Genomic DNA, 24,533 nt, shown 5'->3' with positions numbered 1-24,533 from the left:
TCTGTAGTTGGGGATGTAGTGCATTTGCCGTCGGGGACGGACACTTGTGTGCGGCTGGATCAGCCTTTCAACCCGCCCGCAAAGCCCTGGATCACGTAGCGCTGGAAAATCAGATACAGGGCAAGGATTGGCGTTATGGAAATGATCAGCGAAGCGAAAATGACTGGCCAGTTGCTCACGTACTGTCCGACGAATTGGTACAGAGCCATGGGTACTGTTATCTGCTTGCTGCCTGAGAGGTAGATGAGGGGCGTGAAAAAGTCGTTCCAGATTCCTACGCCATTGAGAATGACGCACGTACCAAGCGCCGGCCGGAGGAGCGGCACCACAACATGCCAAAACGCCTGAAGATTACTGCAACCGTCGATGCGGGCTGCTTCCTCAAAATCCAGGGGAATGCTTGCCCGGAGGAAGGTCGTAATCAGGAAGACTGAGAAGGGCATCTGCACGCCGGTGTAGACGATAACCAGTGACCATACGGTCCCCAAGAGATGCAGATCGCGCATTTGAAAGTAAAGGGGCAGTAGTGCCAGCTGGAAAGGAAGCAAAAGCCCGATCATAAACAGGTAGAAAGTCGCAGTCGACAGGCGGGCAGTTGACCTTGCCAACGGGTATGCAGCCATTGTCGCGAAGACGAGCACCACAAGGCAGCTAAGGGTAGTTACAACGACACTGGTGATGATCGATGCCGGAAGCCTTGATGCTGTCCAAGCCGTGATGAAGTGGTCGAACGTAGGGTTTGCGCTGGGGAGGATTGCCGGGGTGAGATCCCCGACAGGCCGTATAGCCAGGTTGATAAGGATGTACACCGGGATCAGAAAAACGATGGTTGCCCCGTAGGCAAGAACGTTCCCTCCCACCCGGAGAGCCAGTGGTGATTTCATGACTTAAGCTCCTGACGGCGCAGAACGCGGAACTGGATGTAAGAGAGGATTCCGATGGCGACGGCCAGTACAAGGGCGAGAGCTGCAGCCCGGCCGTAATAGCCGAATTTGGAAAACAGGAGGTAGAGCTGGGTTGTAATGGTCTCTGTCTGCCCCCCCGGCCCGCCGCCGGTAATAGCGAAAATTTGATCGAAGATCTTTAGCCCGCCGATGAGTCCCAGCATGAGATTGATGGTGATGGCGGGAGCCAGTAGTGGCCGGACAATGAACCAAAATCTCTGCCAGTAGCCCGCGCCGTCAAGCGAAGCTGCTTCCTCGAGTTCGGCGGGAACACCTTGAAGCCCCGCCAGGTAGATGACCATGGAAGACCCGGTAAACTGCCAGATGATCGCGCCGACGATGATCCACAAGGCCCATGTTGGGTTGCCGAGAAAATCGACCTGCGGTAAACCGAATGCTTTCAGCGCCGTGTTAACCGCGCCCTGATCGGGTGCTCCAAAAATGTACTTGAACAGGTACCCGACCACGAGTGCCGATATGACCATAGGTGCAAAAATAATCGTCCGGAGCACACCCCTACCGAGAATGCGTCCATTCAACAACAGAGCGAGCGCGAGGCCCAACGCGTTCTGGGCGACTACAACCACGAGCGCAATGAACAGGGTACGAAGAGCGGCCGGCCCGGCGTCCCCGCGGAAGTTGTCGACGAAATTGTCCCACCCGATAAATTCCGGGTTGCGCGTCAAAAGGTTCCAGTCGGTGAACGCATAGTATGCACCCTGCACAGTGGGCAGGAGTACGACGTATGCGAACACGAACCCACCGGGCAGGACAAGCCACCACAGGCTGCGACCGACGGACATGGCGCTTCTTCGACTTCGAGGGCGGGGTTCTTCTCGCGGCGGTACCGGCTCGGAGACTATGCCGGTCGATGCGCTGGGAAGGGACATCGGACTCCTTTGACCAATTGATGCGCTGCCTACGGGTGCGTGCAACGTTATACGTGAGTTATTTCGTGCAACGATATACGTGAAGTGGCTCACGGCACAAGTCTTTGATAAAGAATGATTTACGACCTGTTCGTGTGACTTTCACAGCCGTCAAGACATCCTCAGCGCCGGCGGGAAGTCCGGGACTTTGCAAGGGAGCCCCAACTGTCTCTACTGCCGGTTTCGCCTGTGCACGGCTAACTCCCAGAAAGCCGCAGTAGCAAAGGCCAGGCCCATGGCTATGCCGGCCCATGTGGGTATGGCACCCAAGGAGGTGCGGTCGATGGCAATCCCGCCTAAAAGAGCCCCTCCGCCGATGCCGACGTTAAATGCGGTGGTCTGAAGAGCGGCTGCGAGGTTGCGGAGATTAGCCGAAGCGGTCAGCATCATGCGAATCTGCAGCATCACAGGTACTCCCGCGAAGACCAGTGCCATTACCGCTGATACGACCCATACAGCGAGCTGTGAGTGGGCGATGGTCGGCAAGGCAAATAGCAGCACAACGAGAACCGCAATCGATCCAAGGAACAGCCGCCCGGGCATTTTGTTGTAGAAAGCTCCGATCAGTGCCACCCCAAGGGCACTCGCCACGCCCCCAACAAACAGCAGGACCGGTACTGCCGGTGGAGCGATCCTAACGACATCCAACAGCCAAAGTACATTGAAGGTTCCGAAGCTTGTTTGAGCCCCGACAGCCAGGACAATAATGAGGCAGATCATCATGACGGCCGGCCACGACCGGTCCCGGTAGACCCTGCTCGTGGCCAACCCAGTCCTCGCATTAAGGCTTGGGGCCGCCGGCAACTGCCAGGCAATCAGGAAGAAGACAATCACAACCAGCCCTGCGAGCCCGGCGAATGATACCCGCCACCCAAATGCCTGTCCGAGTGCATTGCCTAGAGGCAATCCAACAACTCCCGCGACAGATCCGCCGGCAGCAATGACTGCTGTCGCCTTTCCCAGATGCACTGGCCGGACTATATGGGCTGCGTAAGCAGCGGCCACTGACCAAAAAGCACCGTGGGCACAAGCCCCAACGACTCGCGCAGCAAGCATCGACTCGAACGAAGGCGCAAGCACCATCCCCAGATTGCCAAGCCCGATAAGCCCGAAAGCGATCAGGAGCATGGTCTTGCGGGGTAGCCGCCGGGTAACCGCTGCAAAAGGTGCGGCGGTGAGGATTACGGTTAAGGCAAACACGGTAATGAGGTTGCCGACCTCGCCGGGACTAAGCCCAAATTCGGCAGCGATATTTGGGATGAGCCCTCCTGGCAGGAACTCAGTCGCCATTGAGACGAAGATAGCCGCGGACAGGGCAAGAAGCCCGCCGAGCGGAAATTTCGCCTCCGAACTTGTCGTTGGTTCGCGTACTCCGGCTTTACCCGGCTCTTTCCCTGGAAACATGGTCTTCCTCTAAAGGTTGTGGCTTGCTGCCATGACGTGACCAGATCCCCAGGCCGGCATATCTCTGGGGCTGATCGGCCTTATGCACGTCCCGCAGACCTGTTCGGAATCCGACCGCCCGGTTATCCGGGTTCCTGCGGTCGCCGCGCACAGAGCGTCGACTCTTTGTCGGCCTGCTCCCGGGATCAACACCAGGGGCAAAGGGGCATACGTCTCGGAATGGATGGCCATGCTGCCGAAGATATGTCTAGATTGTCGCCCGCCCATAGGTGCAACGTTGTCCAGAGTACCGGAGAGTACCGACCGACGACGTCAAGAAGTGGGGTGGCGACCATGCCCCAACACGTGCCTTCCAGCCCTTCGGCCAGTTTTCGAGCCGCTCCGGGTCCTCCGGAACGATACGCTCCCCACCTCCATTTGCTGGCTTTCTAGTGCAACGTTGCCCACTGTGGTTACACTTGCCTTTAGTGAAGGATCTACGAGAGGGGCTCGGTGGTGACACCCAAAGGCGCCATTACCACCAGCAATAAACCGCGCAGGTCCACTCTTCAGGATGTGGCCAGTGAAGCGGGTGTGTCCTTCTCCGCTGTCTCCAAAGTAATCAGAGGCGCATCAGGTGTGAGCCCGCAGATGCGCGAGCGCGTAACTGCGGCCATCGAGAAGCTCGGCTACCGGCCGCATGCCGGAGCCCGCGCTATGCGTGGTAAGTCCTACACCATAGGCGTGATGATCGTTCAGATGGAATCTCCGTTCCAGCCGGAAGTGGTGCTGGGGATAACGGAAGCGCTGCAAACGACCCCTTATCAAGAGGTGGTCATTGTCGGGGGTATCCCGCCAGAACGCCAGAAGCGAAGTATTGAGGCGTTGATGGACCGCCAAGTGGACGGGTTAATCGTCGTTGCGCCTTGGATGGAGGCAGAATGGCTAGAGGAATTGGGCGCCAAGATTCCTACCGTGGTCGTGGCCCGTCATGGCACAGCCAACGCATTTGATACGGTCGTCGACGATGAGTACCAAGGCGCCCGTCTGATGGTTGATTACCTTGTCAAACTAGGCCACAAACGCATCGTGCACACGAGCATGCCTTCGGGTGGCCTTGAACCCTTTGTGCTTTCGCATACAGCTCGACGTTACGGTTACGAAGAGGCGATGTTGCGGCACGGCCTGGCACCTGCCGTCGTTGAGACCTCCTACTCTGAGGCGGGCGGTTATATAGCAGCGCTGCAGGCGTTTTCGGCTATAGATCGCCCCACCGCCATCTTTGCTGGAGCAGATATAGCCGCTCTCGGTGTACTGCGTGCTGCTGAGGAACATGGGCTCAGAGTTCCCGAAGACCTTACGGTCGTGGGGTACGACAACATCTATGTCTCAGCGATCGGAAGAGTTGCGCTGACAACGGTGGATCAGTCGGGTCAACTTACCGGGGCAAACAGTGCCCGGCTTCTTCTGGAACGCATCGAAGGCCGTGCCCAGCCGGCGCACTATGTCCTGGCACCCCAACTGGTTACGCGCCGCACAAGTGGACCGCCGGCCAGTGAAGGCCAGAGCAGCGGTAGCAGAAATCGTTCGGTTCATCGGCAGTAGGACCTGCCGGAACGTTAGAGTTTCGTTGCGGGTGTCAGCTCATACTTGATGAGTTGAGCTGGCGCAGCCGTGGAGTTTCGTTTCACCATCCGAGGTTCGAACGTTTCATGGCTGGCCCGGTTTCTACCTTCAATACGCTCGATCAGCAGTTCCCCTGCTCTTTCGCCCATACGGACACCAGACTGATCAACCGAAGTCAGCGAAATGGGGCCCAGGGAAGCTGACCGCGAGTTATCGTAACCGACCAATGAATACGTTCTCGGGACGGATAAGCCGCGGTCCCATAGGTCATTGATCATTCCCAGTGCGACAACGTCTGCTCCGGCGAAGACTGCCGTCGGCGGGGACGCCAGGCTATCTACATGCCGGGCCGCCTCCCGGCCGCCTTCGAGGTTCCACGAAGCGAACAGCACCATCGAGTCACTGGACAGCCCATGCTTTTGCATGGCGTGCTTGAAGCCGGTCAAGCGGCGTGACTCAGGTCTCGTCTCGTCGCTTAGATCTCCTGCACGCATAACGTATGCGATCCGCCGGTGTTGCAACGTCACCAGATGGTCTACCGCAAGTTGTGCCCCGCGGTGGTCGTCTGCGGCAACGCTGTCAAAGACCTGGCTGCGGCTGTGATTTCCAATAACCAGGAGCGGTATCTGGGTCGCAATGACCTCAAGGTGGGCGGGGGTTACGAGCGGTGCAACGAGCACGAGACCGTCCACTTGGTGGTCAATCATCGCTTCGATCCCCATCTGTTGCGGGGAACCTTCGTAGCCGCTGGGCGAGATAAAGAGTTCGTAAGATCTTGAACGGACCGCGCGTGACAGGCCCTCGATAATGAGACTGAAAAATGGGTTATCCAAGTCAGAGAGGACGACGCCTATGGTGAATGTACGCCCGCGCATCCCCCGCGCGGGAGCGTATGGCCGGTAGCCCAGCGTCTCGATTGAGGCCTGCACCTTATCCCGCATTGACTGGCTTGCACCGTAGGCGTTACGAAGCACTTTGGATGCGGAGGCTGTGGATACTCCTGCATGCCTGGCAACATCGACGATGGTAATACGGCGTCCGCCTGTACCTTTAGTACCGCTCATTCGTCCCCCTTGTCTTTCCGGTCCAAGGGTACGCCTGTATAACTCCAGCCCTGCGGAATCACGAGGCGCCGCAGGTTGGCGGCGACCCTCGTGATTCCGCTACCCCCTGAGGTTTCAGGCGGCGGGTGTGACGACTACTTTGACCCTGTCCAGGTTTTGTGCCAGTGCGAACCGGGCAGCTGGGTCTCCGTTACGTTCGGAGGACACGCGAAGTGCGACAAGGTAAGTTCCGGGCCTGTCGAAGGTCGCTGTCGTTCTCAACGTAATCGTGTTCCCTGTCCGGGTGAGTGGGGCATCAGTGTAGGTGCCGTCGCCGTCCAGGTCCCATTCAGCTTTGACGATTTGTCCTGCCCTGGGTGGTACCTGTGCCTTGGCTTGGAAGGTGACGGTCTGGCCCGCTTTGACGGTTGTTGCGTCCTTTCCTTGGATGCTGACGTCAACAGTAGGCTGAATTCCGCCGCGTGCTGCTGCGTTGTCCGGCACGACGACCTGCGCATCTGTGATCTTGTAGTGAGTAGATGCAGGTGGTGTTACGCCCGATTCGGCCCATGCCGCGACGTCCCGTAGGGCCTGCTCGGCCATGCCGTACCAGTTGACCAGGTGTTTAGCCCGTTCGCCGGTCACCGGAGCGTCCTGGTGGTCCGCGTGGTCATTGAAGTACACGCGGTAAGTGTTGTCTGTGGCATTCCCCAATGCGGCTGTGATGCGTTGGCGGTACCAGTCGGTGTGCCACGGCAAAGCATCCGTGTCGTACAGGTTGGAGACCGCTATGACTTTACCTTTGACCGAGCCGTTGAACTTGGCGTTCCCGGAAACGGCGCCGGATTGTGGAACGCGGACAGGCCGTTGCGGGTAGAGGGGAGTTCCGTCGGCCTTGCGGAACTGGTCAAGTCCGATCCAGCCGTCAGTTGCGGGAGGGATTTGATAGCGGTAGTAAAATCTGTTGGCGATATTCCAGCGGTTCGACACGGTGTCGCCTGCCTTGGCCAGTTCGGCGCGCACTCGTTCCCCCAGGGGGGAATCCTCTTTCCCGAGGTAGCCATCTACGTTCCAGAAGTCGTCCGCGTAGGTGGGGTCGTACGAGAGCGGTGCGCTGGAGCCCAGGCCGTTGGGGTACTGCTCGGAGCGGCCAAGTAGGTAGTCGGGCCATTCCCAGCCCTTCCAGGGAATGCCAAGCGCTTGAAATTCTTTCAGCATCGCCGCCTCGGCTGCATCGAGCCCGCTGTACGGGTCACCGTTGCCACCAGGCAGCAGTGCTGCCCGGATCCGGTCTGCTTTATCCCCGAGGATGAGCTCCGCGGCAGACCGTCCGAGGAAGTTGTAACTGGTGGGCTGGGGAACTGCCTGCACCATTGGCACGAAACCCTGCCAGACGCCGCTGGTGTTCTCGGCGGCTCCAATAGTCTGGAACGAGCCTCCACTGGGACCATAGAGGTACCCCGAGATGGATCGATCGCGACCGTAATACTGGGCAGCAAGCGATTCGGCGAACTTCGCGGCCGCCGCCGTATGACGGTACCCGAGAGAGAAGGACGGGTTCCCCGCCTGGACGGCGTAACCGCCGCTGGCGAGGGCGAACCCAATGGCGCGGTCATCGGCTCTCGAAGTGTCTTGGTCGGGCGTAAATGCGGCTGGGTAGGTGTACTGGAAGAACCTCCCCTGCCACTGCGCTTTGTCCTGCTGCGCATGGAAATAGATATTGAACTGAATGTTAGTGCCCTCGAAGTGTCCTCGTATACGGTGGTGCGGCACAGGTACCGACTCGTCCGTGGCGCCGTCAATGACAGGTTTTGTGTACGTAGGGTCCAGGCATTCGGCGGTGACTTGCATTGCGCCTGCAAGCGATGAGCAAGTTGACGAGTCCGCTGAAGCGGGAACTGCGGCGGTGAGTCCCGGCCCGACGAGTAGCGTCAACGCGAGGACGCCGGTGCTGCCGCGGCGAAGTTTCGATTTGTGGATATTCATGATCCTCCTCGATTTGAGCGCCGCGAAGAGGAACCACGTCAACATCGGCGCTTTAGAGAACGTTCTCCATGGAACGTTTCAGTGAGGTTACAGGCAGGCAGGAAATTCGGTCAATACTTTGGAGGCGACCCGCCAAAGATGTTCGCCCCAAAGCGCCACGGCTTCCGGTCGCCCCCTTCTAAGGGATATCTCAATGCCCTCTTGCCGCTGCACCGCTGCACCGGCTAAGGTGACGTATAACGTTGCACGCAACATCTCGTGCGAGGTTTCGAAGTCCGGCGCCCTGTCGTCCGGCGCGGCGGTCTTGCCCGCTGTCCGGCCCGGAAGCTACCTCGGCCGGGTCAACGACTGGTGGAACGAGGAATACCCATGAGCGCCCCAACGATAGATCCATGGATGAACACGCTGCTGGCTCCTGGGGAACGGGCTGGACTCCTTACCGGGGAGCTGAGCCTCGATGAGAAGATGGCCCAGATTTCGTGCTACTTCCCTACCGATATAACGCAGACATCGGACTTCAGAGAACGTTTTCCGAACGGAATCGGGGAAGTTTCGTGTCTTGAAGCCCGCTCCGCCCTCACTCTGGACGAGGTCACAGCTTTCCAGCGCAAAGTACAGCTGGAAGCAATGGAAGGGTCCCGCTGGGGAATCCCTGCGATTTTTCATATGGAAGGGCTATGTGGGGCGTACCTTCCCGGAGCAACGAGCTTCCCCTCGGGCCTTGGCCGCGCGGCCAGTTGGGACGTAAAGCTCGAGCGTGAAGTAGGTCGCATAGTGGGCCGGCAGGAACGGGCATTGGGCATCACCCACACGCTGGCTCCAGTCCTTGACGTCTCCAGGGACCCGCGCATGGGCCGACAGGGTGAAACATATGGTGAAGACCCCACTCTTGCCGCTGCCCTCGGGGTCGCCAACACACTTGGGCTTCAGACCGAAGACGAATTCGGCCGGCGCACGGAGGCAGTTGCTAAGCACTTCATTGGATCGCACCATACCGAAGGCGGTATTCATGGAGCCCATTGCAACATCCCGGACCGGCTGCTGGTTGAGGTGTATGGCAAGCCGTTCCAGGCCGCAATTACCCTTGCCGCACTGCGCGGCGTGATGCCTTCGTACAACTCGGTGGGCGGGGAGCCCGTATCGGCTTCTGTTCGGCTGCTCAAGGTGTTGTTGCGTGAACAAATGGGATTCGACGGGCTGGTTGTCTCCGATTACGGTGCAGTGGGCAACCTGCACACTGTTCAGCACGTCGCTCAGAGCCCTGCACACGCTGGCTTGGCTGCCCTGGGCGCGGGGATGGATGTTGAGCTGCACGTGCCCCAAGGTTTTGGCCCTGAACTGCGGGATTGGTTTGCCGAAGGGCGTGCTGACGTTGAGCTCCTCGACCAGGCCGTTCGCCATGTGCTGACTGCTAAATTCCGCATGGGTCTGTTCGAGCATCCCTTCGCTCCGGATCCTTCTGACCGGGACACTTCATTCCAGTCCTCGGCCGACAGGGCCATCGCGGTGCAATCGTCCCGGGAGTCGGTGGTGCTTCTGCGCAACGACGGTGCACTGCCGTTGCGGACTGACGTACGCACACTTGCCGTCATCGGCTGCCACGCGGCGAGTGCAAGGTATTTTTTCGGCGGCTATACGCACTACTCCATGGCGGAGGGAAAGCTGGCCGTCAATTCCTCGATGGCTGGCCTGGCGACACGCAGCGACGATTTGAGGGCCGTCACCGACACAGTTTTGGGCACAACGATAGAGGCGTCAGAGGGTCCTGTCTTTGAGGAACTGCTGCAACAGCAGCAACCCGGCATCCGCAGCCTTCTCGAAGAGCTCCGCATCCGAATGCCCGAAACGGAGGTTGAGTGGGCTTATGGCTACCCAATTGCCGGCGACGACGAATCCGGACACGAGGAGGCCATCGCCCTCGCCAAAAGGGCCGATATCGTGCTCGTGACCTTGGGAGGCAAGCACGGCACCGCTTCCATCGCTTCGATGGGAGAGGGAATTGATGCAACGAACATCAACCTGCCGTCCTGTCAGGACAAGCTCATCGCGAAGCTAGCCGAGTTGGGCAAGCCGATAATTGGCGTTCACTTGGACGGTCGGCCGGTGTCCAGCGACGCCGCGGACACACACCTGAACGCGCTACTGGAAGCGTGGAGTCCAGCCGAGGGCGGAGCCGAAGCGATCGTCGATGTTCTCACGGGCGCCCACAATCCCAGCGGCAGGCTGCCCGTCAGCATCGCGCGCAACGCCGGTCAGGTCCCGATTTACCACAATCACCCGCACGGCTCCGCCTGGCATCAAGGTGAAAGTATCGGATTTCCCGATTACGTCGATGCACCTCACACGCCCCGGTACTTCTTTGGTCATGGTCTGTCCTACACAACGTTCGAGTACTCGGACCTGGTCCTTTCGGGACACCAGGTAGACGCCGGCGACACGCTGGTCATCTCCCTCAAGGTCACGAATACCGGCACCCGGCAAGGGACCGAAATCGTCCAGCTCTATGTCAGTGACAAAATCGCTTCAGTCTCGCGGCCAGTTCTTGAGCTTGCGGGCTTCCGCCGGCTCGATCTGCTCGCGGGGCAGTCGAAGCAGGTCGAGTTTAACCTCGACATCAGCCAACTGGCGTTCCTCGATGCCGAGATGCGTTGGCGTGTGGAAGCCGGCGAAGTGGACATCATGGTGGGAAGTTCCTCCAACGACCTGCGGCTAACCGACACAGTGTCGGTCGTATCAGATGCGTTGATCGACGGAAAAACCCGCGGCTTCTACGCCGAATGACACGAGCAGTAGCTGGCAGTTGAGCAAGCGGACGCATGTCCTAGCTCTCTCACCGCCCTAACCGGTCACCAGCTCGCAGGACCGCCGGAACACTGCCCGGCGGGGGGACCACTGATTTTGCACAAACGTGGCAAGCCGAGAGCCGCACAAGGCGCCGACCAACTGCCGCGATCAACAGGAAATACTGCAATGCAGCAGGAAAAAGAGAGAGATATAGATGACCGATCTGATTCGTCCCGGTGAGATTATGAACGACGCCGAAGGAAAAAGAATCCACATCCACGGTGGGTCCGTCCTCGCGATGGACGGTGAGTACTACTGGTACGGAGAAGACAAGTCCCAGTCGACACCGGCTACCGGCAGATGGCACAGCGGGGTCCGGGCTTATCGGTCACAAGACCTGCTGACCTGGACCGACCTTGGCAGCATCCTGCCGGCGGAACCGGATGATCCAGAATCTCCTCTTTACCCTGCAACGATGACGGACCGCCCGCATATTGTGCGTCATCCCTCCACCGGGAAGTTCGTTTGCTGGTTAAAGGTTATGCACGATGATGGCGTGCAGCGCTCCTGGGTGTACGAAGCCGATGGGTTCGAAGGGCCATACCGGTTGGCGCGGGCCGGGTTTGAACCTTTGGGTATGAGTGCCGGCGATTTTGACATCGTGGTCGACCCAGAGTCGGGGCGTGGTTACTACTACTTCGAGCGTGTCCACTCTGACCTCATCTGTGCGGATCTCAGTGAGGACCTAACTGACGTCACGGGCACGTACTCCACGCATTTTCCCCACCCACACCCGCCACTCGTTCGTGAAGCACCCGCATATTTTCGTCACGAGGGCCGTCATTACCTGATCACGTCAGGTACGAGTTGGTATTTTCCCAACCGTTCGGAGGTGGCCGTTGCGGATGATTTTCACGGCCCTTGGACCGTGCTCGGGGACCCTCACCCTAACGATGCGACCGGTACGTCCTTCCACTCCCAAATCTCATCCGTCCTGACCCTTGAAGATGGCCGCCACATCGCCCTTGCTGATCGATGGCTTCCCGATGTCTCGGATGACATGATCCGGCGCGGTTGGCAGGCCACCGAAGCACAGTTCACGGGAGGCGACCGTGATTATGAACTCGACTCCTTCATCGAGGCCAACGCCCCGGACACCTCACGGGCCCGCCACGTTTGGCTGGAAATCCGTTTCGAAAACGGCATGCCGGTCATCGACTGGCAGGACGCATGGCGGCCGTGAAGCCATCAGCCAACCCCAGGGACCGAGAACAAAAAAGGAAATGGACATTGTGGATCATTTAAGGAGCGCGGACTGGTACGCCGGTTCGGACCGGAATGCGTACATCCATCGGGCTTGGATGCGCCGAGGGCTTCCCGAGGACGCCCTTGAGTCAACGAAGCCCCAGATTGCGATCGCGAACACAGCTTCGGACCTGACTCCCTGCAACATGCACCTCAACGAAGTCGCCGACTCAGTCAAGCAGGGCGTCTGGGCGGCAGGCGGAGTCCCGCTCAATCTGCCCGTCGTCTCCCTCGGTGAAACCCAGGTCAAGCCCACCGCCATGCTCTGGCGGAACATGGCCGCCATGGCGATGGAGGAAATGTTCCGCGCCAACCCCATCGACGGGCTCGTGCTGCTGGGCGGATGCGACAAAACCATCCCGGCGCTGCTCATGGCTGCAGCATCGGTCAACATCCCCGCGATCGTCGTACCCGGCGGACCGATGCTGACCGGCCACTTCCGCGGCAAGGCCCTGGGCTGCGGCACCGACGTCTGGCGCCTGAGTGAAGAAGCCAGGGCCGGCACGATCACCAACAGCCAGTTCATCAAGTCCGAGCAATCGATGATCCGCAGCAAGGGCCACTGCAACACGATGGGAACCGCCTCGACCATGGCGGTGGTCGCCGAAGCACTCGGGATGACAATTCCCGGTTTCGCTGGAATCCCGGCGCCGGATGCCCGCCTGCTCTCGATGTCTCACGACACCGGCCGGCTCATCGTTGACATGGTCGCGCAGGGCCGCCGCCCCAGCGACGTCATGACCAGGGACTCATTCCTCAACGCCATCATCGCGGTCGCCGCCGTGGGCGGATCAACCAACTCCGTCGTGCACTTGCTCGCCATCGCCGGGCGCCTCGGGATTGACCTGACCCTCGAGGACTTCGATGCCGCCGGTGCGGGGGTCCCTGTGATGGCAAACCTGCAGCCCTCGGGCGCGTTCCTCATGGACGACCTGTACCGCGCCGGCGGCGTCCTTGCCCTCCTGTCCCAGATCAAGGACCTGCTGTATCCCGAACCCATCACCGTTACCGGCACCCCGCTCGTTGAATATCTCGTTGACCAGCCGGTCCACGACGAAACTGTCATCTACCCCCGAGAGGCCCCGCTGATGAAGGATGCGGGCATAGCGGTACTGCGTGGCAATCTCGCTCCACGCGGAGCCATCATCAAACCCGCCGCCGCAACAGCCGAGCTGCTGCAGCACACCGGCCCCGCCGTCGTCTTCGACAGCATCGAGGACCTGCGAGCACGCATCGATGACCCGGACCTGGACGTCACCGCGGACTCCGTCCTCGTCCTGCGTGGATGCGGACCGCGCGGTTACCCCGGGTTCCCCGAAGTAGGCAACATGCCACTCCCCCGCAAACTCCTCGAACAAGGCGTCCGCGACATGGTGCGCATCAGCGATGCCCGGATGAGTGGCACCGCCTACGGCACCGTCATCCTGCACGTCGCACCTGAAGCCGCTGCAGGCGGGCCGCTCGCGTTGGTCCGCACAGGGGACATCATCACCCTCGACGTCGAGAACCGCACCCTCACCATGGATGTTTCTGATGAGGAGCTGCACGCCCGCACTCAAAGCCCCGCCAGCGAGGCCGGCTACGCCGCACCCGCTCGTGGCTGGGCGAAACTCTACGTCGACCACGTCATGCAGGCCGACCAAGGCGCCGACCTGGATTTCCTCGTGGGTTCCAGCGGGGAAGCGGTGGGCCGTGAAAGCCACTAACCTGGCCTCCCGCTCCGCTCTCACCGGACCGGAAACCGGGCTGGGCAACCGGCTCAGCGCTGCCCTCCCCCGCGAGGGAGCCGTCACAACAAGCCCCTTCGACCGGGTCATTGCCGCCGTCGACGCATCCCACTACCTGCTGACTCCGCGTGCAGTCGTGACCCCCAAGAACGCCGGGGAAGTCGCGTCACTGTTCGCCTACGCGACATCCGGCGGTGAAGCTCTGACGTTCCGGTCCGGTGGCACAAGCCTGTCGGGGCAGGCCTCAACCGGCAACATCCTCGTCGATACCCGCAAATTCTTCCGCTCCATCACTATCGAAAATGATGGGCTCATCGCCCGGGTGGGCCCCGGCGCGACGGTCCGCCAGGTCAATGCCCGGCTCCTGCGCCACGGCCGCAAACTCGGGCCCGACCCTGCCAGCGAGATCGCCTGCACCATCGGCGGCGTTGTTGCCAACAACTCCTCCGGCATGGCCTGCGGAACACGCCAGAATACCTACCAGACACTGCGCTCAGCGATCATCGTCCTACCGAGCGGCAGCATTGTCGACACCGGCGCCGAAGACGCTGACGAGAGGCTTCGCGCCACCGAACCTGGGCTCTGGCACGCGCTGATGGCACTGCGGGAGCAGATTCTCGCCGAACCGGAGCTCGGCACTGAAATTGCACGTCAATACAGCATCAAGAACACCATGGGATACGGGCTGAACTCGCTCGTCGACCACGACACGGCTGTGCAGATCCTCGCCCACCTCATGGTTGGCAGCGAGGGCACACTTGGCTTCGTCGCCGAAGCCTCCTTCAACACCGTGCCGCTGCACAAGTTCGGGGCCACAACCCTGCTCGTGTTCGACACTCTCCGCGCCGCTACCGACGCGCTCGTGGACATCATCGCCACCGGACCGGCAACCATTGAGCTCATGGACGCTGCATCGCTGCGCGCGGCCCGCATTGATCCAACGTCCCGCGCCGCGCTCCCCCAGTTCGCGCCTGTCAACCACTGTGCGCTGCTCGTGGAGTACCAGGCACAGACCGCGTCTGAGCTCGCGGCGCTCAGCCACCGGGCAAAGGAACTCTTCGCCCGCCTGCCGCTCACAATTCCGCCCGTCCTGTCTCAGGACGCATTGGCCCGCGCCTCCCTCTGGCGCATCCGCAAGGGGCTTTACGCAACAATTGCCGGCTCCCGTCCGTCCGGCACGACAGCCCTCCTTGAAGACATTGCCGTGCCGGTCGCGGCCCTGTCACAGACCTGCGAGGGCCTGACCGCCCTGTTCAAGATCCACGGCTATGACGACGCCGTCATCTTCGGCCACGCCAAAGATGGCAACGTGCATTTCCTCATCAACGAAAACTTCGATGAAGAATCCAATCTCGCCCGGTACGCGGCGTTCACCGAAGACATGGTCGAGCTTGTGCTCGGCGCCGGCGGCACCCTCAAAGCCGAACACGGCACGGGGCGGATCATGGCTCCGTTCGTCGCGCGCCAGTATGGCCCTGTGCTCTACGGCATCATGCTGGACATCAAGAAGGCCTTCGACCCGGCAGGCATCCTCAATCCCGACGCCGTCCTCACCACCGACCCAGACCTGCACCTTAAAGACCTCAAGTCCACACCCACTGTCGAAGCCGAAGTCGACCGGTGTGTCGAGTGTGGCTACTGCGAGCCGGTCTGCCCCAGCAAGGACCTCACGACCACACCCCGCCAGCGCATCGTCGTTCAGCGCGCGATCGCCGACGCGGAATTACGCGGTGACACAGGCCTCGCCAAGGAGCTGCGCCGCGAGCAGGAGTACAAGGTCGTCGACACCTGCGCCGTCGACGGAATGTGCCAGACGGCATGTCCGGTACTGATCAATACAGGCGACCTTGTACGACGGCTTAGGTCCGAAAAGGTCGGCGCGGTCGAGGCAGCTGTATGGACCGCCGCGGGCAAGGCATGGAAACCCGTGACCCAGGCCGCCTCCGCCGCCCTCACCGTCGCCGCAGCTGTGCCGCCTGCAATCATTACCGGTCCAAACTCGGCCGCCAGGGCCCTGCTCGGCGCGGACACGCTTCCGCTCTGGTCCAAAGACCTGCCAAAAGGCGGAGGCAAACGGCGCTCAGGAGCGGACAAGAACGTGGACGCCGTCTATTTCCAAGCCTGCGTGGGAACCATGTTCGGCCCGGCCGAAGGAGGCGAGGGCGTCGCTGCTGCCTTCGAATCCCTCGCAGACAAGGCCGGTATCGGGCTTATACGGCCGGCTGGGATCGGCAGCATGTGCTGCGGCACCCCCTGGAAATCCAAAGGAATCCTCAGCGGATATCACAGCATGGTTGAACGGACCGCCGCCTCCTTATGGGAGGCCTCCGCTCACGGCCGGCTGCCCGTCGTCTGCGACAACTCATCCTGCTCGGAGGGCCTCGTGCTCGCGCTCGAAAAGGCAGTCGAGAAAAACCCGGATTACCAGGCGATGCGCATAATCGATGCCGTAGATTTCGCCGCCGAGCACATCCTGCCCCGCCTTGAGATCAGCACCCTGGTCAACAGCGTCGCCGTGCACCCGACCTGCTCCAGCACACGGGCCGGCTCCAACACCAACCTCGCGAAACTTGCCGCGGCCGTGGCATCGGAAGTTACAGTTCCGGACAGCTGGGGATGTTGCGCCTTCGCCGGCGACCGGGGCATGTTGCATCCCGAACTCACCGCCAGCGCCACCGAGCGCGAGTCGGACGAGATCGTATCCGGCGAATTCGACGCCTACGTCTCGTGCAACCGCACGTGCGAGATCGGCATGACGCGGGCTACCGGCCAACCGTACGTCCACGTTCTCGAGGTACTGGACCGGGCTGCAGATTCGCGATCACGAGAAGGAAACCATGAGTGAAATTAAACTTCTGGCAGCGACCGCTGCAACGCCAGCTGATTACAATCTCGCCGAAGGTGTGCTCTGGGACGACCGTGCCAACCTCATCAGGTGGGTGGACATCTGGAAGGGCCGCGTACTTTCCGGCGAACTTGATAGCGGGCGCATCACCAACATCCACGAGGTCAGCATTGGTGAAACCGCCGGAGCGGTCGCGTTGGCGGAAGACGGCGGACTCCTGGTAGCCGCCGCCCGTGGCCTCGCGACGGTCTCACCTACAGGCGACCGGTCACTTGGACCCGACCTGCTGGGCGAGCGGACCGATGTGCGCTTCAACGACGGGACAGTGGATCCTCACGGCGCATTCGTCGTCGGCACGCTCTCGCTGACCGAGCGCACCGACGAAGAGGTCCTGCTTCGCGTATGGCCGGATGGCCGGGTCGATACGTTGCGCGACGGCATCGGGCTTTCCAACGGTGTCGCCTTCTCGCCCGACGGCGCCACGATCTACCACGTCGACACGTTCGCGGGCACGGTTTCACGGCACTCCTACAGCCCGGCCCCCTTCAACCCGGAAGAACCCTGGGTTATTGTCCTCGACGGCCTGCCCGCTTACCCGGACGGGCTCACGGTAGATGCCGAGGGCGCGCTCTGGGTGGCGCAGTGGGGCGGAGCGAGTGTTCGGCGGCACGCCCCCACCGGTGAACTGCTTGCAGTCGTGGAAGTAGACGCCGCACAGGCCTCATGCCCCGGATTCATCGGACAAAACCTCACCACCCTGGCCGTCGCGACTGCCCAGGAAGGGCTTGACACCCTCACCGACCAGGCAGGAGCCATCTTCCTCGCCGACGTCGGAGTTTCAGGCCTGCCACCACACCGGTGGGCAGGCAGCACAACCATCCCCTATTGGAGAAAAGAAACCACATGAGACTCGTACGAGTTGGAGCCGCTGGCTCCGAAACCCCCGGTGCACTGATCGACGACAACACCTTCATCGACCTCTCAGATATCGTCAGCGACTTCAACGAGGCATTTTTCGCATCAGGTGCGATCGCAACCCTTCCCGACATTGTCGCTGAGCGAATCGCAGACGGGCGGGGTGAGGCGCTCGACGGCCGCCGGCTGGGTGCGCCCATTGCCCGGCCCCACCAGATTCTCTGCATCGGCCTGAACTACAGCGACCACGCCGCGGAGACCGGGCAGGCCGTACCGACCGAGCCCATCCTCTTCACAAAATCGCCCAACACGCTCATCGGCCCCAACGACGATGTGCTCATCCCGCGCAACTCGGAGAAGACCGATTGGGAGGTCGAACTCGGCATCGTCATCGGACAGCGCGCCTCCTACCTCGCGGACGAGTCAGAAGCCGCCGCTGCCATTGCCGGCTACGTCCTGGTTAACGACGTCAGCGAGCGGGGATGGCAGCTGGAACGAAACGGCCAGTGGTCCAAAGGCAAATCAGCGCCGACCTTCAACCCCGCAGGGCCCTACCTCGTGACACCCGACGAGATCGGGGACGTACTGAATCTGGACATGTGGCTCGACATCGACGGCGTGCGACGCCAGACCGGCTCGACTTCAACGATGATCTTCAGTCCGGCCTTCATCGTCCACTACCTCAGCCAGTTCCTGGCGCTCGAGCCCGGCGACCTTATCAACACGGGAACACCCCCCGGCGTGGGCATGGGAATGTCACCGCAGGTCTTCCTGCACGGCGGCGAAACGATGACGCTCGGCATCACCCGGCTAGGAACCCAGACGCAGCATGTGATCGGCAACTGATGCGCGCACTTGTCGTCACCGGGCCCCGCCAGGCCCAGGTACAGGACGTTCCCGACCCCGTCGCAGCACCCGGCCAATTACTCGTTGATGTCGAACGCGTCGGTATCTGCGGCACCGACGTCGAGCTCTACACGGGCGAGATGGCCTACATCGACCAGGGCTTCACCACCTTTCCCTTGCGGCTCGGCCACGAATGGACCGGCCGGGTTGTGGCGGCAGGCTCACCGGAAGATGAGAGCTGGATTGGCAAACGGGTCACCGGCGACACCATGCTCGGTTGCGGGCAGTGCGAATACTGCCACGCAGGGCATCACCACGTCTGCCCCCACCGCTTCGAGATAGGGATCCGCGACGGTTGGGATGGGGCGCTTGCGGAGCGCATGCTTGTCCCCAGCAAATTCGCGTACGAGATCCCGGAGAACGTCAGCCTCACCTCCGCCGCCCTCGTCGAGCCCGCCGGCAACTCCCTCCGCGCCGTGCGCGCCGCAAATCTGCTTCCAGGGCAAAAAGTCCTCATCCTCGGATCGGGCACTATCGGGCTCCTGGCCGCACAGTTTGCACTCGCGGACGGCGTGGAGGTCCATGTTGGCGGCGTACGCGAAGGCTCACTGGCTCTTGCCCGTTCACTGGGCGTGCAGCACACATGGCAGCTCGACGACCTCAACGACGGACGCTCCGCCGAATTCGACGCCGTCATCGAGGCGACGAGTAACGCTGACATGCCGGCTCTCTCCGTTCGCCTCACAAAACCAGCCGGACGAGCGGTCTACATCGGCTTGTCCTCAAGCCCCAGCCACGTCGACACCCGCGAGATCGCACTGAAGGACATCACAGCCGTGGGAATTCTTTCGGCCTCCCCCGGCCTCTCCGGAGCAATTGCAGGTTTTGCGAGTGGAGCCGTAGTCCCCGACGCCATAGTCAGCGAAGTGATAGCGCTCGAAGATGTCCCCAGCCGGCTCGAGGGATATCGAGGCCAGAATGCCGGCCCCGGCCCGAAAGTCCACGTCGATCCCCGTCTTATCCAGGAGAAACCATGAAAACAGCACTAGTCACCGGTGGCGCCAGAGGCCTTGGCGCCGCAGTAGCAGAACGCCTACGAACCGATGGAATTCGCGTCATTACCCTCGACATCGCCGGTGACGTGGACGTCGTCGTCGACATCACCAACGAGAACAGTCTCGCCGAGGCCGCCGCAGCCATCGGCCCAGTCGACATCCTGATCAACTCCGCCGGCATCGTCGGCCCCGGCACACCCTTGGTGACGACGACCTCCGAAGAATGGCGCAGCGTCTTCGACGTCAACGTCCTCGGCGTCGTAGCAACCATGCGCGCCTTTGTGCCCGGCATGGTCGACCGCGGGTGGGGACGCGTAGTGAACTTCGCCAGCATGGCCGGAAAAGACGGAAACCCCAACCTGTCGATCTACTCCGCATCAAAAGCCGCCGTCATTGCCCTCACCAAGTCCTCAGGAAAAGAACTGGCGACCACCGGGGTCCTGGTCAACGCCATCGCACCCGCTGTGATTGCCACACCCATGAACGACAACACATCACCCGACGTCCTGGCCCACATCACCAGCCTCATCCCCATGAAGAGAATCGGCACGGCAGCGGAAGTAGCCGAACTAGTCGCGTGGCTCTCATCGGACAAGGTCAGCTTCTCAACCGGGGCGGTCTACGACATCAGCGGCGGACGAGCCACATACTAATGCATTGAAGTCCTGCTCTGGTGAAGCAGGTGCATTACGAGCTCCAATCGAGCGGATCGGCAGGCACGTCCAGGGAAGATGTGGTTCTGGAAGCAGCCCCCGGATCCGTTGCCTGACCTCATCCCTTCCTGCCATTGGAGCAAGTCATGATTCCCTTCTCTAGGGCGGATAAATGTCAAATGTCCGTCACCGCTGACCAAACCTTCTAACAGACGGCCAGGCCAACCCCCTGGTACAGGAGAACCACTGCTGCTTCCGTGGGCGCCAATTGCAGGTCACGAACACCTCAGCGTTGCATTCATGGATGAATCCGGAACAACCGTGGCTGATTCGGGCCGGTTGCAAAGAAAGCGATCGTCCCATTCAAGGGTGCCGCGTCGAGGCTGCCAGCAATAGAGCCACCAAACATTGCGGGCGGGGCTGTACTCAGGCCACCGCCAACACATAAACACCGCAGCTAGTTGCCCCTAGGAGACAACTTCCATGAAAGCCATACTTACTGAAGGTCAGACGGACACGCGCTTTGCCGCTGTTCGCCGAAGGTTTGAGCAATATCTAAACGACGAAAATTACAGTGGCCAGCTGGCGGTTTGGTGGCGTGGCCGACCTGTCGTGGACATAGCGGGCGGACCGGAACTGACACGGGAGTCGGTAACGGGTGTCTTTTCCGTATCAAAAGGCGTCGCAGCGCTGGTCATCGCAACACTAATTGACGACGGACGTTTGGAACTGGACGCGGCAGTTACACGCTATTGGCCCGAGTTTTCAGCAGCAGGCAAATCAGGCATCACTGTCCGCCAGCTACTCTCCCACCAAGCAGGCCTACCCGGAATTGAGGGAGACGTCGAACTCGATCTTTTTCTCAAGTCTGAAACTGGTGCCGCCGCCCTTGCCCAACAAACCCCTTTATGGGTCCCCGGCCAAGCCTTTGGCTACCATGCTTTAACGATTGGGATTCTCATGGAGGAACTGGTCAGACGAATAACAGATACAACTCTGCAAGACATCTATGAACTCGAAATACGGGCACCTCGCGACGCAGATTTCTACCTGGGTCTCCCCGAAAAATCGGATAACAGGTATGTGCCCATAGGTGAGGCAAAACTAACAACGGCGCAGCTGCTGGAAGCCTCAACTGAACCGCCGGCGGATGGAATATCCGCCCTTGCGTTCCGGGACTTTGGCAGTGGATCTGAAAAGACGCCGGAAGCACGGGGGGCAAATAACGTCAGAATGCGCCGGGCCGGCGCCTCTGCAGTTGGTGGAGTGGGATCTGCACGGGGCCTCGCGCGCCTCTTCTCTGACGCCCTACCAGGATCGAGCAAACCAATCGCGCGCCCAGAGACATTCGCGCACATGTCACAACTTCACTCCTGGGGAAGGGACAGGGTCCTTCACGTACAGAACGCGTTCGGGATCATCTTTATGCTGCCCCATCCCCGCATGCCATTTGCAGGGTACCGAGCCTTCGGACATGACGGAGCAGGGGGCGCCCTTGCATTTGCTGACCCTGAGACGGAGATGTCCTTTGGTTACATTCCAGCGCCAATGCAGTACCCCGGCGGGGCCGATTACAGGTCGATAGAACTTGCCCGCCTAGCCCGAGACTGCGCAATGGGGAAGAGCTAACTCCCCCGAGCCTTGCGCCCGCGTTCTTGGGCCTCTTCTTCAGTCTCGAACAAGGGATTCGTTGCGTTATCCCGCTGAACTGGGGAGCCCACCATGCCATCATTCCCCATCCGCGACATCCTCGAGGTTCCGGACAGGGTTCGGAGTTGCCCATAACCGCCAGAAGCCCCTCCAAGGCGCGTCCTTCTGTTGACGGCGTCACTACCCTTGTCTAAGCCCGGTGCGGACAACGTTGCACAAGTCCAGGTGTGCCCCGCTAAGCGTTAGGTCGGACGGAGTCCTGTAGCTCGCTCCGTACGTCATCGTGGGCCGATACCAGCGCCATTCCGATGATCTAACCACAGGAGACTAGTTTGAGTACGAATATCGAGTCCGAGCGGATGCTCGAAACACCGCGCCCCCCTTTCTTGCAACGCATTGAGTTCGGAGGCGACTACAACCCAGAGCAGTGGTCCCCGCAAATTTGGGATGAAGATGTCCAGTTAATGCGCCGGGCCGGGGTAACCGTCGCAACCGTGGGCGTGTTTTCTTGGGCCCGCCTCGAACCGCGCCCCGGCGAATACTGCTTTAAATGGCTTGACGACATCCTTGATCGCCTTCACAAAGGCGGCATTCAGGTCATGCTTGCAACCGCCACAGCATCCCCGCCACCATGGATGGCAACCCTTCATCCTGACTCACTTCCGGAGACGGCAGAAGGAACCCGGCTTGGACCCGGCTCACGCCAGCATTACAGCCCCTCCTCCTCTGCCTTTCGAACGCACGCCCTCAGGTTGGTCGAGAAAATAGTGGAACGCTACGCCGGGCATCCAGCGCTTTGCGCGTGGCACATCGGAAACGAATACGGCTGCCATGTGCCAAAGAGTTATGACACAGAGTCCACCACTGCGTTCCGGGCGTGGCTTCAGCAGAAGTACGGCACCGTGGCGGCGCTCAACGATGCATGGTGCACGGCGTTCTGGGCTCAGGAGTACCAGTCTTTTGAAGAGGTCAGTGTTCCCCGGGCGACGCCGACGTTCCCTAACCCAACACAGATGTTGGACTTCGACCGATTCAGCTCGGATGCACTGCTCCACCTCTACTTGGCTGAGCTGAGCATCGTGCGTCGGATCACCCCGGACATACCGGTTACAACCAACTTTATGGGAATGTTCAAGAGTGCCGACTACTGGTCTTGGGTCCAACACCTGGATTTCATCAGTGACGATGTTTACCCTGATCCCGCCGATGAAGACTCCTACGTGGGGTTGGCTGCCCAGCGCGACCTCATGCGCTCACTGGCTGCAGGAAAGCCGTGGATCGTCATGGAAAGCGCAACAAGCGCAGTTCAGTGGCGCTCCGTAAATGTTCCCAAACCACGGGGGCTTCACCGGTTGCAATCCCTCCAAGCGGTGGCTCGCGGCGCAGACGGGATTCTGCACTTCCAGTGGCGCCAGTCATATGGCGGAGCCGAAAGGTTCCACTCCTCAATGGTGCCTCATGCCGGACCCGAAAGCCGCATCTTTAAAGAAGTCTGTTCCCTTGGGTCCGAGTTAGCGGATCTCGGCCAGCTGACCGGCTTACGCGTTCAGGCGGATGTTGCATTCATTCTGGACTGGGACTCCTGGCGGGCTGTTGAGCAGGATGCGATGCCTTCGACGGTGTCGTACCTAGATCATTTGTTGGCTTGGTACCGGCCCTTCCTTCGGGCCGGCATCACGGTGGACTTCCAGCCAGCAAGTGCTGATTTATCTGTGTACGCCATGGTCGTCGCCCCAATGCTGCATGTTGTGACTGAACGAACCGCCGAAAACCTGGCTCGGGTGGTTGACGGCGGCAATGTCCTCATTGTGGGATGTTTCTCCGGAGTGGTGAATGAAGACTTACATGTATGGCTTGGCGGTTATCTCGGTCCCCTTCGGCCAATTCTCGGCGTACGCGTCGAGGAGTATGCGCCAGTGAATCCAGGGCTACCCCTTGCTATTGATGGGCTTGTAAAAGGCACCGCCAGTACATGGCAGGACGTTGTCGTGAACGAAGACGCCGAGGTAATCGCCAGCTTTATGGATGGTTATGCCGTAAGCAGCCCAGCCCTTACCAGGCGCGAGAAAAACAACGGCGCCGCATGGTATGTTGCAACGCTGCCCTCTCCAGAGCTAATGGACCAACTCGTTGCCAGGTGGGTAGGAGAATCGCAGGTAACCCCGCTCCTGGCCGCACCTGTGGATGGCGTCGAAGCAGTGCAGCGTGGTGACATCACATTTCTCATCAACCACCGTGCAGAAGAACGAGAAGTTGAGATCGGTCCGAGTGAAATCGTACGGCTTGGCGGTTACCAGGTATTTTCCAACGCCATAACTACTAACTCGAATGACGGCGTCACCTCAAGGGCAGAGTTCCACAGCTGCTGAGCAAAGCCAAGATCCGCTCCCGGGCTACAATTCCTGACGTCAGTTGGTGTCAAGTACCCATCCATTAGAACCACGAGTCAACCGGGAGGCCGGCCCGCACAGGAGGATCTCTTGTTCGCCAGCGGTCGGACGTTGGACTGCCCGGCCCGAATAACACCGATGATTACTACAAGTTGAAGTATCTGGAACTCGGAGCTGGGGCGGCCAGCAAGGGCCAGCGTTTCTCGTCCGTCAGCGGTGTTCCGGCGGCTATCTTGGAGATACTTTTCGCTGGGTGCAGTGAATCACCATCGATGAACTCCGCGCCGATTTCGCGCGCCACGGGGGTGTCGTAGAAAATCCGGCTACGGGCCCCAGGAGATGCCGCCGCTGCCGGCGGATGCAGGCAACTGGCGAAATAGCGAGGAACGTCCTTCACCGCGGCGGCCGTGCCCCGCAGGGCGTTAACCAGCAAGAATCTCCTGCCGGGCTCT

General features: G+C 60.6%; 17 protein-coding genes. 11 read left to right on the top strand and 6 right to left on the bottom strand.

Translation table 11 applies throughout. The features are described from left to right. Positions 1-59: 59 nt before the first annotated feature. From ACRB8A_RS19500 to ACRB8A_RS19490, 3 genes are all read right to left on the bottom strand, one after another. Positions 60-884 (bottom strand): carbohydrate ABC transporter permease, encoded by an 825-nt coding sequence (locus ACRB8A_RS19500; RefSeq protein ID WP_432246206.1) that lies wholly within the window; start codon positions 882-884, stop codon positions 60-62. Beyond that, a complete protein-coding gene (locus ACRB8A_RS19495) occupies positions 881-1,747 on the bottom strand; it encodes a carbohydrate ABC transporter permease (RefSeq protein WP_432246205.1) in 867 nt (288 codons plus the stop codon). Before ACRB8A_RS19495 ends, ACRB8A_RS19500 begins: the two co-directional genes overlap by 4 nt. A 297-nt stretch (positions 1,748-2,044) precedes the next feature. Next, on the bottom strand, positions 2,045-3,277 hold the full coding sequence (locus tag ACRB8A_RS19490) for an MFS transporter (protein WP_432246204.1): 1,233 nt from the start codon (positions 3,275-3,277) through the stop codon (positions 2,045-2,047). 492 nt (positions 3,278-3,769) lie between these two features. Between ACRB8A_RS19490 and ACRB8A_RS19485 the strand changes: the two genes are divergently transcribed. Beyond that, the gene (locus ACRB8A_RS19485) at positions 3,770-4,861 is read left to right on the top strand and encodes a LacI family DNA-binding transcriptional regulator (protein WP_432246203.1); all 1,092 of its coding nucleotides are present in this window, start codon (positions 3,770-3,772) and stop codon (positions 4,859-4,861) included. Positions 4,862-4,875: 14 nt separating this feature from the next. Here ACRB8A_RS19485 and ACRB8A_RS19480 read toward each other — a convergent pair whose 3' ends face one another. Both ACRB8A_RS19480 and ACRB8A_RS19475 read right to left on the bottom strand, forming a co-directional pair. Next, a complete protein-coding gene (locus ACRB8A_RS19480) occupies positions 4,876-5,946 on the bottom strand; it encodes a LacI family DNA-binding transcriptional regulator (protein ID WP_432246202.1) in 1,071 nt (356 codons plus the stop codon). Between the two features lie 114 nt (positions 5,947-6,060). Continuing rightward, entirely contained in the window at positions 6,061-7,911 is a 1,851-nt protein-coding gene (locus tag ACRB8A_RS19475) for a PKD domain-containing protein (RefSeq protein ID WP_432246201.1), read from the bottom strand. A 369-nt stretch (positions 7,912-8,280) separates the two neighbouring features. Between ACRB8A_RS19475 and ACRB8A_RS19470 the strand changes: the two genes are divergently transcribed. The 10 genes from ACRB8A_RS19470 to ACRB8A_RS19425 all read left to right on the top strand — a co-directional run bounded on the left by ACRB8A_RS19470 (position 8,281) and on the right by ACRB8A_RS19425 (position 24,060). Continuing rightward, positions 8,281-10,692, top strand: coding sequence for a glycoside hydrolase family 3 N-terminal domain-containing protein (locus tag ACRB8A_RS19470; RefSeq protein ID WP_432246200.1), 2,412 nt, complete (start codon positions 8,281-8,283; stop codon positions 10,690-10,692). 217 nt (positions 10,693-10,909) lie between these two features. After that, complete coding sequence (locus tag ACRB8A_RS19465; RefSeq protein WP_432246199.1) at positions 10,910-11,938, top strand: family 43 glycosylhydrolase; 1,029 nt, start codon at positions 10,910-10,912, stop codon at positions 11,936-11,938. A 40-nt stretch (positions 11,939-11,978) separates the two neighbouring features. Continuing rightward, positions 11,979-13,706, top strand: a complete 1,728-nt coding sequence (locus ACRB8A_RS19460; protein ID WP_432246198.1) for an IlvD/Edd family dehydratase — start codon at positions 11,979-11,981, stop codon at positions 13,704-13,706. Further along, positions 13,693-16,572 carry an FAD-binding and (Fe-S)-binding domain-containing protein gene (locus tag ACRB8A_RS19455; RefSeq protein ID WP_432246197.1) on the top strand — a complete coding sequence of 960 codons (2,880 nt, stop codon included), beginning with the start codon at positions 13,693-13,695 and terminating at the stop codon, positions 16,570-16,572. The genes ACRB8A_RS19460 and ACRB8A_RS19455 overlap by 14 nt, the downstream gene beginning before the upstream one ends. Then, on the top strand, positions 16,565-17,479 hold the full coding sequence (locus ACRB8A_RS19450; protein WP_432246196.1) for an SMP-30/gluconolactonase/LRE family protein: 915 nt from the start codon (positions 16,565-16,567) through the stop codon (positions 17,477-17,479). The genes ACRB8A_RS19455 and ACRB8A_RS19450 overlap by 8 nt, the downstream gene beginning before the upstream one ends. After that, positions 17,476-18,333 carry a fumarylacetoacetate hydrolase family protein gene (locus ACRB8A_RS19445; RefSeq protein WP_432246195.1) on the top strand — a complete coding sequence of 286 codons (858 nt, stop codon included), beginning with the start codon at positions 17,476-17,478 and terminating at the stop codon, positions 18,331-18,333. The genes ACRB8A_RS19450 and ACRB8A_RS19445 overlap by 4 nt, the downstream gene beginning before the upstream one ends. Continuing rightward, positions 18,333-19,370, top strand: a complete 1,038-nt coding sequence (locus ACRB8A_RS19440) for a zinc-dependent alcohol dehydrogenase (RefSeq protein WP_432246194.1) — start codon at positions 18,333-18,335, stop codon at positions 19,368-19,370. The genes ACRB8A_RS19445 and ACRB8A_RS19440 overlap by 1 nt, the downstream gene beginning before the upstream one ends. Further along, positions 19,367-20,041, top strand: coding sequence for an SDR family NAD(P)-dependent oxidoreductase (locus ACRB8A_RS19435; protein WP_432246193.1), 675 nt, complete (start codon positions 19,367-19,369; stop codon positions 20,039-20,041). The genes ACRB8A_RS19440 and ACRB8A_RS19435 overlap by 4 nt, the downstream gene beginning before the upstream one ends. Positions 20,042-20,524: 483 nt before the next feature. Then, entirely contained in the window at positions 20,525-21,670 is a 1,146-nt protein-coding gene (locus ACRB8A_RS19430; RefSeq protein ID WP_432246192.1) for a serine hydrolase domain-containing protein, read from the top strand. 353 nt (positions 21,671-22,023) lie between these two features. Further along, positions 22,024-24,060, top strand: coding sequence for a beta-galactosidase (locus ACRB8A_RS19425; RefSeq protein WP_432246191.1), 2,037 nt, complete (start codon positions 22,024-22,026; stop codon positions 24,058-24,060). Positions 24,061-24,226: 166 nt separating this feature from the next. Here ACRB8A_RS19425 and ACRB8A_RS19420 read toward each other — a convergent pair whose 3' ends face one another. Beyond that, on the bottom strand, positions 24,227-24,514 hold the full coding sequence (locus ACRB8A_RS19420; protein ID WP_432246190.1) for a hypothetical protein: 288 nt from the start codon (positions 24,512-24,514) through the stop codon (positions 24,227-24,229). Positions 24,515-24,533: the final 19 nt, after the last annotated feature.

The organism is Arthrobacter sp. G.S.26 (assembly GCF_050847375.1).
GTDB lineage: Bacteria > Actinomycetota > Actinomycetes > Actinomycetales > Micrococcaceae > Arthrobacter.
Note: the sequence above shows the minus strand (reverse complement) of the source record. Positions and strands in the feature narration are given on the sequence as shown.